This is a genomic window from Chryseolinea soli (assembly GCF_003589925.1).
Classification (GTDB): Bacteria; Bacteroidota; Bacteroidia; order Cytophagales; family Cyclobacteriaceae; genus Chryseolinea; species Chryseolinea soli.
The window spans coordinates 7,567,628-7,580,906 of record NZ_CP032382.1 but is presented as its reverse complement, the minus strand read 5'-3'; the positions used below and the strand labels follow the sequence as shown (position 1 = coordinate 7,580,906).

Annotated in this window: 16 protein-coding genes; 11 read left to right on the top strand and 5 right to left on the bottom strand. The window is 45.6% G+C overall.

Annotated elements, in window-relative coordinates; translation table 11 throughout:
* Window positions 1–14 precede the first annotated feature (14 nt).
* From D4L85_RS31510 to D4L85_RS31500, 3 genes are all read right to left on the bottom strand, one after another.
* Entirely contained in the window at window positions 15–578 is a 564-nt protein-coding gene (locus tag D4L85_RS31510) for a hypothetical protein (RefSeq protein WP_119758086.1), read from the bottom strand.
* Window positions 579–705: 127 nt separating this feature from the next.
* Entirely contained in the window at window positions 706–1,662 is a 957-nt protein-coding gene (locus D4L85_RS31505; RefSeq protein WP_119758085.1) for a helix-turn-helix domain-containing protein, read from the bottom strand.
* Window positions 1,663–1,782: 120 nt separating this feature from the next.
* Window positions 1,783–2,334 (bottom strand): flavin reductase family protein, encoded by a 552-nt coding sequence (locus tag D4L85_RS31500; RefSeq protein WP_119758084.1) that lies wholly within the window; start codon window positions 2,332–2,334, stop codon window positions 1,783–1,785.
* 302 nt (window positions 2,335–2,636) lie between these two features.
* Between D4L85_RS31500 and D4L85_RS31495 the strand changes: the two genes are divergently transcribed.
* From D4L85_RS31495 to D4L85_RS31475, 5 genes are all read left to right on the top strand, one after another.
* Window positions 2,637–2,888, top strand: coding sequence for a hypothetical protein (locus D4L85_RS31495; protein ID WP_160144120.1), 252 nt, complete (start codon window positions 2,637–2,639; stop codon window positions 2,886–2,888).
* Between the two features lie 461 nt (window positions 2,889–3,349).
* Window positions 3,350–3,853 carry a hypothetical protein gene (locus D4L85_RS31490; RefSeq protein ID WP_119758082.1) on the top strand — a complete coding sequence of 168 codons (504 nt, stop codon included), beginning with the start codon at window positions 3,350–3,352 and terminating at the stop codon, window positions 3,851–3,853.
* Window positions 3,850–4,665, top strand: a complete 816-nt coding sequence (locus D4L85_RS31485; protein WP_119758081.1) for a helix-turn-helix domain-containing protein — start codon at window positions 3,850–3,852, stop codon at window positions 4,663–4,665. The genes D4L85_RS31490 and D4L85_RS31485 overlap by 4 nt, the downstream gene beginning before the upstream one ends.
* 255 nt (window positions 4,666–4,920) lie before the next feature.
* Window positions 4,921–6,336 (top strand): aldehyde dehydrogenase family protein, encoded by a 1,416-nt coding sequence (locus D4L85_RS31480; RefSeq protein ID WP_119758080.1) that lies wholly within the window; start codon window positions 4,921–4,923, stop codon window positions 6,334–6,336.
* A gap of 55 nt (window positions 6,337–6,391) precedes the next feature.
* The gene (locus D4L85_RS31475) at window positions 6,392–6,838 is read left to right on the top strand and encodes a nuclear transport factor 2 family protein (protein WP_119758079.1); all 447 of its coding nucleotides are present in this window, start codon (window positions 6,392–6,394) and stop codon (window positions 6,836–6,838) included.
* 83 nt (window positions 6,839–6,921) lie between these two features.
* On the opposite strand, the gene D4L85_RS35200 is transcribed toward D4L85_RS31475, so the two are convergent.
* Window positions 6,922–7,119, bottom strand: a complete 198-nt coding sequence (locus D4L85_RS35200) for a PCC domain-containing protein (protein WP_418219846.1) — start codon at window positions 7,117–7,119, stop codon at window positions 6,922–6,924.
* Window positions 7,120–7,370: 251 nt separating this feature from the next.
* Window positions 7,371–7,700 (bottom strand): helix-turn-helix domain-containing protein, encoded by a 330-nt coding sequence (locus tag D4L85_RS31470; protein ID WP_119758078.1) that lies wholly within the window; start codon window positions 7,698–7,700, stop codon window positions 7,371–7,373.
* A 555-nt stretch (window positions 7,701–8,255) separates the two neighbouring features.
* On the opposite strand from D4L85_RS31470, the gene D4L85_RS31465 reads away from it, so the two are divergent.
* The 6 genes from D4L85_RS31465 (at window position 8,256) to D4L85_RS31435 (ending at window position 13,278) form a co-directional block, all read left to right on the top strand.
* Window positions 8,256–8,756: a helix-turn-helix domain-containing protein gene (locus D4L85_RS31465; RefSeq protein WP_119758077.1), complete on the top strand. Its 501-nt coding sequence runs from the start codon at window positions 8,256–8,258 to the stop codon at window positions 8,754–8,756.
* 1,158 nt (window positions 8,757–9,914) lie between these two features.
* On the top strand, window positions 9,915–11,225 hold the full coding sequence (gene ahcY, locus D4L85_RS31460; protein WP_119758076.1) for an adenosylhomocysteinase: 1,311 nt from the start codon (window positions 9,915–9,917) through the stop codon (window positions 11,223–11,225).
* Window positions 11,226–11,336: 111 nt separating this feature from the next.
* On the top strand, window positions 11,337–11,654 hold the full coding sequence (locus D4L85_RS31455) for a hypothetical protein (protein WP_119758075.1): 318 nt from the start codon (window positions 11,337–11,339) through the stop codon (window positions 11,652–11,654).
* Window positions 11,655–11,800: 146 nt separating this feature from the next.
* Window positions 11,801–12,040, top strand: coding sequence for a type II toxin-antitoxin system HicA family toxin (locus D4L85_RS35195; protein ID WP_418219845.1), 240 nt, complete (start codon window positions 11,801–11,803; stop codon window positions 12,038–12,040).
* A gap of 32 nt (window positions 12,041–12,072) precedes the next feature.
* Entirely contained in the window at window positions 12,073–12,465 is a 393-nt protein-coding gene (locus D4L85_RS31445) for a type II toxin-antitoxin system HicB family antitoxin (protein ID WP_119758074.1), read from the top strand.
* 366 nt (window positions 12,466–12,831) lie between these two features.
* On the top strand, window positions 12,832–13,278 hold the full coding sequence (locus D4L85_RS31435) for a hypothetical protein (RefSeq protein ID WP_119758072.1): 447 nt from the start codon (window positions 12,832–12,834) through the stop codon (window positions 13,276–13,278).
* Window position 13,279 lies beyond the last annotated feature (1 nt).

Genomic DNA, 13,279 nt, shown 5'->3' with positions numbered 1-13,279 from the left:
GGATATTCAATGTTTTATTTTCTGACCATCGGGATTTGCAAACTCGTAGGCCTGTTTTCCTCAGTATCAAATCCCCGGCCATCTACATGTCTTGCGCCCCAGAACATCATATCGTTTAGAACGTAAATGAGGTCGTACTCCTTGAATATGTTTCCCTCCGTAAGGCCAAAGGGGGCAAACGCCTTCTTGAATATGCTTTGCGGCTCACTGACTTTCCATTCGTTAAAGCCTTTGGTATACTGGTTCAGCACGTCTGCAAAACCCTGCAACAGGGGAGTGACGATATATTCCTCGTCTGCCGAGAAGTCTACTTTTTGGGTATTAGGGACGACAGCGTGGTCACCGCACCATTCGATATGACCCGTGATAGACATTCTGGCAAGGGCTACCTTGCCAAAGGGGTCGGCAAAATTGGTGACAACAAGATTGAACCTGCTCTCCGGGCGGAGGGTAAATTCCCTGGTTAAGTAAAATGGTTTCAATGTCCCGTTCGGGTTCTTCGTATTGCTCGGCCGCACCTCGACCGCTATGCTTTTCCATTCTCCAAAAGAAGCTTTCTGTAGCTGATCAGTGTTCATTTTTATTTGTTTTTAATGTCTAATTCAGGTACGACGAAATCGCGGATCGCCCTAAACACTATGCAGCCAAATCTCCTTAATACGGACAAGGAAAGCGTTGTATAAATCAAAGCGATTATTGAAAAAACTAAAGATTTTGTTTTTTCCGATAGGCCGCAGGCGTGAAGCCTGTCTGCTTTTTAAAGAAGTGGTTGAAATGCGGCGCGTCTGCAAAACCAAGCCGGAAGGCTATTTCTTTAAGGGTAAATTTCGTCTGGCTCAGGAGTGTTTGCGCCTCATGCGAAATCTGTTCGTGCAGGGATGCAATCGCGGTCTTTCCATTCTGACGATTGACCACAGCGTTCAAATAGTTGGGATGGACCGACAGTTGCGCCGCCAAATACCTCACTGTCAAATGCCGCCGGTCAACATTGCCATTGACAAGGCTTTTTCTGATGAGCGCGCGAAAACTCTCGACGAGCATCTGCTCATGCGAATGGATATGATTCACAAGCACTTCGTCCGTCTGCGAGTATTTGAGAAAGAGCCTGCGCACATGCAGCAACAGCGTATGAACATAGGAGGCTATAAGTGCGAATTTGTCCTTGCTGTCAGAATGATATTCTTTCAGGACTTGCTTGTAAATACTTACCAGCAACTCCACTTCATCAGGTTCTATCTCAAAGGGAATGGCCTTATCCAACTTGAAAAATGGCAAATCAAAAATGATATCTGCCAGCGCCCTGTTATTTAGGAGAAAATTGTCGGTAAATACTATGAAATATTCTTGCAGCCATCGTTCGGGTTTGGTCCAGGATACTATCTGGCATGGTGTCTTAAAATATACTGCAGGTCTCTTTAATCTTGTTTTCCAAAAGCCTGCGTTCAAGGTAATGTCTCCCTGGAGGAATAAGGTGACGCAATAGAATGAATGACGGAATGGCTTGGCTACATAGTCATACGCCTTTAGCACCTCGGGGTCGATTTCCCGTATGTCGAAATCTTTATGCAATGGTGGCCTTGCCTTTACATGCTTATAAAAGCTTTCCAAGTCACGCAAATAAGGGATGTTTTCGGTTGCGGGCGTTTTTTTTGTTTTTCCCATGCTTGCCCAATCTATAAAAACTGCAGCAAATTTGCTATCCAGTTTCCTGATCCATTCCGCCAGCGGTGGGATGCGATCTATTAAGCATGAAGGTGAGTTGTTTCTTATTCTTCGCTCGCATTAATCCACCAATTCCCGCCACTTCACCATTCGCTTGCGCAAGTCTATAGTCCTGCCATCCACTTTGAAGGTACCATTGCCCTGGTGGTGTAATGTTCGCTGCTCCTTTCTATCGGGATTTGCCCAGGCTTTTACGGCTTTAAGAATGAAAAGGCTATACCGGTTTGCCAATCGCATATCGGCCACTTTGCATTCAATGTTTGCAATGCACTGTTCGATTAAAGGTGCCTTGACATGCTGTGCTTCGGTCGGAGTGAGTCTGAATTTTCCGAATTTATCAATGTCGTCTCCGGAACAGTTGCCAATGTCAACGACTTTTTCTGCCAGGTCTGCTCCAGGTATGGCGATAACGCACTCGCGCGTTGCCTTCAACGCTTTATAGCTATAATCCCAGGGACCAATGACCGCTCCGATAAGAGGAGGCGTATGCTGAACCATCATGTGAAATCCCATCGTCATGATGTTTTGCTTTCCGCGGTGAAAAGTTGTTACCAATACGATCGGACTAGGCTCCATAAGCCTGTATACTTTCTCGAGGGGATAGTTTCTCATGACATGTTTGCTTAGTATTGATCAAGTTTCGTGGTTTATAATGGCAGCTATTTCTGAGCCCTCCTACGATAGTAAATTATATCCTATTCTCTCCCTAAACTAAACCCACTTCTAACAACCCGCAAACCATATTGTTGAATGAACAGAAGGCAGAGCTGTGAAGCACTCACCGGAATTTCTATAATATTTCACCATTCCTAACGCATCGGCACGTGTTTTTTTTGGTGCACATTAGTAGACACTTGATATCTGCCTGGCAGCGTAAAAACTCCTACATTGACCATCCCAAATCCCTGGAAGCCATGACGGATGAATTTAATACACAAAAAAATAGGCTCCATGCCTCGTTATATCCTTTTATTCAACTCTTGGAATATAAGCACGAAACCCTTAGCGTTGCCGCATGGGGCAATTTTGTGTCGATGACCAGGGAAAGCGTGATCAACAACCCTGAACAGTATCTGGACCTGGAGAATATAGATAGCCGTTTTTTTCGGCGAGCGGTTGATGAGATCTTTGATGAGATATTGCACCCCGGGAACGTAGAGATATAAAATAGTAACTGCGTTGTTCGAGAAATCAAAATCCCCGAGGCGGGAAACTTTGATTTGGACAGCGACAGCCTTTGGGATACGAAATAGCCGCAATCCATTCCCCTATAGCGTGTCACGCCATAGCAAAGTCTCCCGCCTCGGGGACTTTGCTATTTCGAATATGACTTAGACGCTAAATAAATCCCGACTCACGACAAGTCATAAAATAGTAACTGCGCTGTTGAGAAATCCAAGTCCCCGAGGCGGGAGACTTGGATTTGGACAGTGACAGCCCTTAGGATACGAAAGTAGCCTCAATACATTCCCCTATAGCGTGTCACGCCATAGCAAAGTCTCCCGCCTCGGGGACTTTGCTATTTCGGATTTATACCCGATGAGCCATATAGAAACTATTATTTGAGCCGCACAGCAAGGAAATAGCCGGCTAAATTCTAAAACTTGTGCGACCAACGAACTAAGCCATGGACGAAATAAAATTAAGTACCGACTGGGCAAGAGCCGAAGTTTTCTCAGCGAAAATAGTATGGCTTGCAAGCATCTTAGTAATCGCCACCTCGGCGGGATTTGCCTATTTCGGAAAAACGGCAATGGCAAGAGCTTATATTTGGCCATTCCTGGCAGCCGGTCTATTCCTGATCGCCGTGGGGACAGGTTTATACATGGCAAATATGCCCCGGATCTCAAGATTCGAACAAGAATACAGGTCCGATTCAGAAGTCTTCATTAAAGAAGAGGTTGCCAGGGCACAGAAGTCAAAACGTGAACTGGCAAGGGTGCTCAAAATGCTACCCTTAATTATACTCTTTGGGGCATTACTGGTTATATTGGTATCGAATACCACCTGGAGGGCAATCGGAATTACGGTCATTCTGCTTTCCATCATTTTACTGATTGTGGACAGCAACACAGACGCTCGCAACTCGGAGTACCTCCAGCAGCTCGAACGTATGACCAACGTCAAATGAAATTAGCGACAACAACCATTGAAGGTGCATTTGTTTATTCATGCTCGTTTGAAGAAGAGCGCGGCCTCGAGCCATTTGTGCCCGAAAATCTTCTCGCATATCAAATTTCTGGAGAGACCCATGTATTTCACCAGGGAGGCACGACCATCCTGAAGAAAAACCAACTTTTATTGGCGCGCAAAAATCAATTGGCCAATAGCTTAAAGATTCCGGCGATGGATCAAGAGTATAAAGTAATGGCACTTATTCTAAGCAAAGAACGCTTGCAACACTACGCCCTGACAAACAACATGAATTGTGATGGGAAGTATGAAGGGGATGGTATGCTTTTACTAAATGCCGACAGCTATTTTACTACATACTTCTCATCGTTGTTGCCTTACCTTGAGCAGTCGCGGCCGTTAAATGATAAGCTCGCACGGATCAAGATAAGCGAGGCCATTGAATTGATCCTTCAGCGGGACGAAAGGCTGAAAAACATCCTGTTTGACTTTAGTGAGCCGCAAAAAATAGATCTTGAGGAGTTCATGAAGAACAATTTTCACTACAATACTTCACTGGAAACTTTTGCAAAACTCACCGGAAGAAGTCTCGCTGGATTCAAACGGGACTTTACAAAGACTTTTAATATGCCTCCTGGCAAATGGCTGATGGAGAAAAGGCTCGCAGAGGCCTATCATTTGATCAAGAAGAAAAAGCATAACCCGACTGATATTTATTTGGATGTAGGTTTTGAGAATCTGACGCACTTCTACCGGGTCTTTAAACAGAAATTTGGTGCCACGCCGAAGGAGATCATGGGGGTAAAGTGAATTGACATTTTGGACAAAGAATCAGTCATTGCCACGGTATCATCAAACGACAGATCCAAGAGACCTTTTTTTTCTAGAGGGGATGCTGCACCGCACAGCAATTGAAATTTGATCCGGACAGCAAATAGAACCTTACACAAAACATCTAAACTCGTCCCACAAAACAGAACGGTGAATTACAGGATCAGGCGATATATCGGATGCGCCTGACCGTGTAGTGTATTGTTTGACCTTTCTACTTAAATATTTACGCGGATGAAAACGATCAATAAATTCTATATCAACGGCGAGTTTGTTACTCCACATGGTACGGAGATACTGGAACTGATCAACCCAACGACAAACAAAAAGATGGCGGAGGTGACCTTGGGCGATGTGGAGGATGCGAGGGCGGCGATTGTCGCGGCAAAAGTGGCGTTTACAACGTTCTCCAAGACAACAAAGGATGAGCGCATTGGCTATTTGGAGAAACTGCGTGCAACAATAAAAAGGCGCGCCAATGATTTAACGGACGTGATGGTAGAAGAATATGGCGGCGTGAGACAATTCTGCACGATGGTTACCAACAACGCGATTGAAGACGTCAGTGCCATGATCGATACCTTGAAGCATTTTGACCTTGAAAGAAAGACCGGTAAGTCGAGAGTCCGTCTGCAGCCCGTTGGAGTCGTTGGTATTATTATACCGTGGAATATGAGTAACGGATTTATTGTTACAAAGCTCTCAACAGCGATAGCCGCAGGTTGCACATCCGTTGTCAAACCCAGTGAAATGAGTGCTCAGCAAACGCAAGTAATGGCCGAGTGCTTTCATGAAGCCGGCATACCCAAAGGTGTCGTCAACTTCCTGAATGGCATGGGCGATGTGATTGGCGGAGAGATCACCAGAAATCCTGACATTAATAAAATAGCGTTCACAGGTTCCACCGGTGTAGGCAAGATCATTATGCGCGGAGCGGTCGAAAGCATGAAAAGGGTTACCATGGAGCTCGGTGGCAAGTCGCCAAACATTATCCTGGACGACGCCAATTTGCAGCAGGCTATCCCGATGGCTATTACGATTGCCTTTCTGAACAGCGGCCAAGCCTGCGCCGCAGGCACGCGCTTGCTCGTGCCTGAAAGCAAACTCAAGGACGTAAACGAAATCGCAAAATATACAGTGGATAATATTAAAGTCGGCGACCCGGGCAGTATGGAAACAATGGTGGGGCCGATGGTAAGTAAAAAACAGTTTGACCGCGTTCAGGAGTATATCAAAGTCGGACAACAGGAGGGAGCTACGTTGTTGGTGGGTGGTCTAGGAAAACCAAAGGGGCTGGAAAACGGATATTTTGCCAAGGCCACCATTTTTACTAATGTTAAGAACAGCATGCGGATTGCCCAGGAGGAAATTTTCGGGCCTGTCTTATCCATTATCCCCTACAAAAATGACGAAGACGCGATTGCCATCGCTAATGATACTACCTATGGCCTAGCCGCATACGTCACTTCGGCAGACAAGGAAAGGGCATACCGGGTAGCTTCGCAGATTGACGCAGGAAGGATTTGTATCAACGGATTCATGCACGATTCAAAAGCTCCCTTCGGAGGGTTTAAGCAATCAGGCGTTGGGAGGGAGTATGGCGAATTTGGGTTGGAGGAATATCTTGAGCCGAAAGCATTCTTGGAATAAAAAGTTTGTACTCGAAAGGTCCGATCGAACTGTGTAAAATAATCTATAAAATACTATGAACGTCGAACAAAAACTGCAACAATTTGAAGACCGACTGGCAATCCGTGAGCTAATCGACCGGTACGCCTACTGTGCTGACACCCGTGATGCGCAAGGCCAAATGGCACTCTTTACTGAGGATACCAATTTTGAGGTATATATGGACGAAAAAGCGTCAACGCCGACGCAAGTGGTTAGTACACGGAGAGACCTCTTTCCAGTATTTGACAATCTGAATACCTATATATCCACGATGCATTTCAATGGTCAAAGTACCATTAAACTAGAGGGAGACCGCGCGACCAGCCTTTCCTATTGCAGGGCCTATCACCTGAATATTCAAGACGGAGTCCAGAAAATTATGATCGCGGGTATTCGTTACTATGACTCCATGGTAAAGCAAAACGGTTCGTGGTTATTTGCAGAGCGAAAATTAAAAGTTTGCTGGATCGAAAATAGATAGTTGTTGTAGCTTAAAAATGATATTTGCCTTCTCATCGGAATAGTCTCAGTTTTATCATCAAATCTTAAATTTCCCAGGTAGCATCAAGGTGTTTGGATGTCGAGAACGTCTGTGCCTATGCTATCATCATGTTTTCGTTCAAAAAGTTTGTCGTGCGGAATAATGAGGACTTCCAGGGACCCGGTGCTAACACTAGTTTTTAGAATGTGTCCTCCAAAAGTTTGAAACGATTGGTCGCCAGCAACGCCATGCGCGTGGATAGACGGCTGTCCGCCTTCCATGCAATGGTGCCCCGCATACTGGCAGGTTCCACCCTTTTGAAGTCTTTCGGTATGTATTCTTTCTTGCCAAAATCAAAGAAGCCAAATGCATGATTGTGGAATGACTATAAATGATGTGGGTTAAGGCTAATCATAAGACCGGAGATTAAAGAAAGAACTGAGGCTACTGTAGGACTGGGACTTTATTGGCCGGTGCCCTTGGCTTATTCATTGAGTTTTTTTGGATGTGCAAGGAGATCGACAAAGAGGAATCAGGGCATTCTCTTCCAAATATGTTGGGATGCATCTTTTTGGATCTCTTGTGTAGTAGCAACTTTTCCTGCCTCAATCCATGCAAGCAACTCGGACTTTTTGAACAATACTTTTTTACCGCGCTTATAATGTGGTATTAATCGTTGAGAAGTTTTGTCGTATAAAGTTGTGACCTCAAGATTCAACAGAAGGGCAGCCTCCCGAGTGCTTAATAAGCAGTCGGTATCCAGACCAGTTCGTTTTTCTTCATCCAATACTTCCTTCAAAATTTCTCTCAAAAGAATTTTGAATTCCTCTATGGTCATGTGAGCTAAAAATCGTGATTTCATGAATCAAAAGTTTTATTCTAAAAGCACTATGGAGCTATTGCAGCTGCATCTACTCTAAACTTATCAATTGATTCCTGTCATATCAAAAAATCCTAACGAAAACTACTGTAAAGCCAATGGCGCGGAATGACATATGTTTTCAGGTGGTCTTACCTTCTTAAATTGACTGAGAAATCCTGAACATTCAAGTCGATAATCAAATTGGTTTGGACAATTTGTCCAAAATTGGGTTAAACTAGTTTCAGGGTTGTTTCATACGGAGAATGAAATAAGACCGGGCACGACTCAAAATCATGTAACGAAAGATCTGAGGATCCCTTTTCGCTGGGCTCTTTTCTTGAAGGGAAACTCAACCGTGCCACAAATTCACCACCTAAAACATCAAATGGATTCAAATTTGGGGCAATGTGACCTACGCGGTGTTTTTCGGGTATCGGCAATAGGAATGGCTCCCGTTTTTTGATTCTCTTTAAACTCTATCAAAAATATAGAATAATCAATTTATATACAAATTTGATAATAAACTAACCATTAAGGGGGCGCAGTTTGCCCTGAGTGAGGAATAAGGATAAAGAATTTCAAAAGGCATTTGGAAAACACGTCCGGCGTCTGCGGGAAGAGAAGCAATGGTCGCAGGATCAGTTGGCAACGGAGTCTAAAATGGAAGTGAATCAAATCTCGCGAATTGAAAATGGCAGGCACGCTGCTAATATGCATACGATCAAGGCCATTGCTATTGCGCTCGGTAAGTATCCAGACGAACTTCTTAGGTTTGAATTCCCTCTTAAACTCAACACTGACTTCAGTCTACTTCATCGAAAAAAAAATCGCCCCGCGACAACCGCTACCATTATAGAATTATTACATACCGACTACTTGGAAAAACCGAGGTCGGTTCTGGAAATAACAGAAAAATGCGCGGATTTGTACAGCGTGCGTCTAAATAGTTCTGCTACTTCTGGAGTCCTGAAGAAACTTGTTATCGAGAAGAAACTGAAAAAAACTTTATCTCCTAAACGGAAGGGCAGTTTTCTATATGAAAAACGAATAAAATAGTCTCTTAAAGCGACGCTCAGAGCCCTCAATGATTTTACCAAAGCCTTCATGTTATACCCGCGAAGTAGCTCCGTCCGGGATGCTCTTCGATTGAGGATTATTGTGGATCGCAAGTCACGTTAGATGCCGTTCGGCTTGCATAGCAAGCGTGGAAGTTGAATGGGAGGTCTCAGGCTTTCAAGGGTTATGCGTTTAATAATATGATCCTGCAACTAAGTACAACGGAATGTGTCCGCCGACCGGAGGAAGGCATTACCACCTTGCTCGACTTCCCACCTTAACTTCAACGCCATTCAGAATTTTCTGTAAAGATAACTTTGTGCCGCCGTCCTTTGTCGAAGGAGGCGCATACTATGAAGACCGTCTGACGTGGGCGTTTGCCGTACAACGGGAAGGCATCAACAAGTTCGTTTTACACCTCTTCGAAACCTTTGCTTACTCCAACAGATCCAAAAGAGCTTAATCGTATCCACATCCTGGAATGACCTGGAAGTCACCTGCCCAGGCACATCCCATTTAGGCAAGATCATTCTCAAATTCTGCTGAAACACCGGGTAACGAATTTGCGCGATGTTCGGAAAGATTCAAGCAGTCACAAAGGAATGAAAGAATGGCGCGCAGAAGCGTAACCGACGATTACGTCAAATTTGAAGGCAACGCCCCGATTATCTTAGGGTTGGTTGCGATTTATTTAGCGTTGGTTTGATTTATTTAGGTTGAAACTCGCTGATTATCTTAGCGTTGAATCGATTTATTTAGGGATTGCAACTCCTGATTATCTTAGGGTTGGTTGGATTTATCTACTGTTGACTGGATTTGTTTCGCGTTGTTTCGCGTTTTTTAGGGGGCCAATATAACACCAGGGACATACAACGTCCGACACAATGTCGATCCGGATAACGGGCTTTATAATGGTTTTCATTCGTTAGCGTAAATAAGATTACTGATTTTAATTTTTGGCATAACAGCACGGCTTCCGTTATGGTTCGGTGCCCGGCCCCCGGCGGCGTTTAAAAAATGGCAGGTCCTGGATGGTCATTAAATGCTCAAAATGCCACACTCCCAACTTTATGGACCCCTTTGCCCGCGGGTGTATGTAGTTATTTAAAAACCTTTATCGTACTTTTGGAGGTCTATTAAAGCAAAAATCCAAAAAAAATGACTGTTGACGAGAAAAAACTCCCTTTTAAGGTAAAAGACCTCTCCCTGGCTGAATGGGGTCGCAAAGAGATCAAACTGGCGGAAGCTGAAATGCCCGGTTTGATGGCCCTCCGTGAGGAATTTGGCAAGCAGAAGCCATTGAAAGATGCACGCATCGCAGGATGCCTCCACATGACCATTCAAACCGCTGTGCTCATCGAAACCCTCGTTGAGCTGGGCGCCGAAGTGACCTGGTCTTCCTGCAATATCTTCTCCACGCAAGACCATGCCGCCGCCGCGATCGCCGCTGCCGGTATTCCGGTATACGCCTGGAAAGGAATGAACGAACAGGAATTTGACTGGTGCATCGAGCAAACCCTCTATGCCTTCAAAGGTGGCAAGCCCCTGAACATGATCCTCGACGACGGTGGTGACCTCACCAACATGGTGCTGGATCGTTTCCCCGAACTCGTCGCAGGCATCCGCGGTATCTCCGAAGAAACTACTACCGGCGTGCACCGCCTCATCGAGCGCATGCACAATGGCAAATTGCCCCTGCCCGCCATCAACATCAACGACTCGGTTACCAAATCGAAATTCGATAACAAATACGGTTGCAAAGAATCTTGCGTAGACGCGATCCGTCGCGCCACCGACGTCATGATCGCCGGTAAAGTAGCCGTCGTAGCCGGATACGGCGACGTGGGTAAAGGCTCTGCCGCTTCGCTGCGCGGTGCCGGTGCACGCGTGATCGTGACCGAGATCGACCCCATCTGCGCGCTGCAAGCCGCCATGGACGGCTATGCCGTGAAGAAAATGGACGACGCTGCCAAGGAAGCCGACATCATCGTGACGGCTACCGGTAACTTCGGCATCATCCAGGATCGTCACTTCCAAAGCATGAAAGACAAGACCATCGTGTGTAACATCGGTCACTTCGACAACGAGATCGACGTGGCTTGGTTGAACAAGAATGGCAAGAAGGATACCATCAAACCTCAGGTAGACATCTACACGCTCAGCAACGGCCGTGAGATCATCCTGTTGGCCGAAGGCCGTCTGGTGAACCTCGGTTGCGCTATGGGCCACCCGTCGTTCGTAATGTCGAACTCCTTCACCAACCAAACGCTGGCGCAATTGGAGCTCTGGACCAATACCAAGAGCTACGAAAACAAAGTATACATGCTGCCCAAGCACCTGGACGAAAAAGTGGCAAACCTCCACTTGAAGAAGATCGGCGTGGAGCTGGATGTGCTTTCGCCTACCCAAGCCAAATACATCGGCGTGGATGTGAAAGGTCCCTTCAAACCGGATTATTACAGATACTGATCCGAAACGATCGCTATACAAACAAAAAAACCTGGCAGCCCCAGGTTTTTTTGTTTTGTGGCATGACGGTTGTCTTTACATTTGCAGCATTAAATGCCCATCCCAATTCATATGAGATCCTTCCTGATCCGCTTGGTTCCCGTCACTTTGTTTGTCGTGCTGGCTTCGTTTCGCGCCGACCAGGGCGACAATGTTGAATTCGTTTGCATGAAGACCCACAAGGCCAGCAACACCTGTCATTTCAATTTCGTGGTCGACGGCGCGAAGTATCGCTACGTCGACATGGGATGTAAATTCAGCAAGAAGCTCGACGAGGTGGTGAAGAAAGCCAAGGAGGGGACCCTTTTCCTGGCGCGCGAATGGAAGATCGAATGCCCACAGCCGAAGGAGAAGAAGACCGATGCCGGTGACAGCACGAAGAGTTTTTAACGAAGGCAAAGCGCGAGCCGTGCTCGTTTTCTCGACTTAACAAGAATAAGTTTCAATACGATTTGCAAGACGCAAAGCCAGGTGCAATGGTGGCTTTGCGTCTTTTTTTATTTTAGGGCAGCTTTTTGGAGATAAATCGGTTTTAAATGGTAGTAATTTTACTACCTTTATTTCATCCCTCGAATGTTTCAAGCCTAAACCTGTTAGCCGTGAAGTATTCGGAATTTCACAGACAGATTCGTCGGAGTGGATGGATTTGGGCGGGTGCCGAGGGAAGCCACTATATCTATGAAAAAGATGGTGTGCGATACCATGTTCCGTTTCATGGGGCGAAGGAAATAGGGGAAGGGTTGCGAAAAAGGATTGCAAAAGATATGGGGCTTTAGACAACGTTCTGTTCAGTAATAAAATCAAAAAAATGAGAAAGCTTAGAGTGATTATTTCAAAAGGCCCGGACGACTATGGTGCCTGGATTGAAAAATTTCCGGGTGTGTATGGTGCGGGCGAGACCGTAGCGGAGGTAAAGAAGAATTTGAAGGAGGGTCTTAAACTATACGTCAAACACAACGAGGTGGCCGATTGGGTAAAGAACAAAGACTACGAATTGATCTACAAATACGACGGACAAAGTTTCCTGAATTACTTCAAGGGTATATTCACCAATGCTGCGCTGGAAAGGATCTCCGGCATTAACCAACGCCAGATTAACCACTACGCCACCGGAAGAAAAAAACCACGCCCGGAACAGTTGAAGAAATTGGAAACGGGTATTCACAAGTTGGCAAGCGAGCTGATGGCGGTGGAGCTGTGAGGTAAGGAGTAAAGAGAAAGGCTCTCAATATAAAAATAATCTGCAGTGGATCTTAAATCTTGATATTGATTATTTTTTTACGGATGAGAGAGATCGAGCGAGCGCTTGACCGGATTGATGTAGTGACAATCGCCTTGAGCCCTGATTTTTGTGGGGATGGGCGCCAGGGTTGGCAAAATTCTTTGAGAATAGTATCTCTTATTTCGAATCACTTCGATTTGCGCCTCAACAACGAAGACCTTTTGAGCACACTTTCAGATTTTTGATATTCTTAATCGAAAAGTAGCAAATCGTTAAACGTTTGAACGAAAAAACGCGCAAGAAAGCGATGGCCCTTGACTATCTTCGTAAGAAATATCCGCTCTCATGAATATCAACGACGTCCTCGACCTTTTCAAGATGGGCAAGGCCACAGCGAAAAGCCATATGCGCAACCTGATCGAAATTGCCGCAGCTGATGGCGGTTTGGGGACGGAAGAACAACGACTTTTGAAATACGCAGCGCAACGAAATAACATTTCATCGGCGGAGCTACAAGCGATGCAGCACGACTCTTCTGACATCAAGTTTCAAGTTCCGGGCAGCGATCGTGAAAAATTCAAACAACTGTACGACCTCGTTCACATGATGTCCGTCGACAAGAACATTCATGTTGAAGAGCTGCGGTTGTGCGAGATCTTTGCCATCAAATTCGGTTTCCGGAAAGAGATCGTCCGGGAAATGATCGATCTGATCCGCGAGAATATTGCAAAATGGATTGGCCCGGAGGAAACCATGCGCACGGTTGTGGCAAAGATGAAAGTTTTCGATTGAC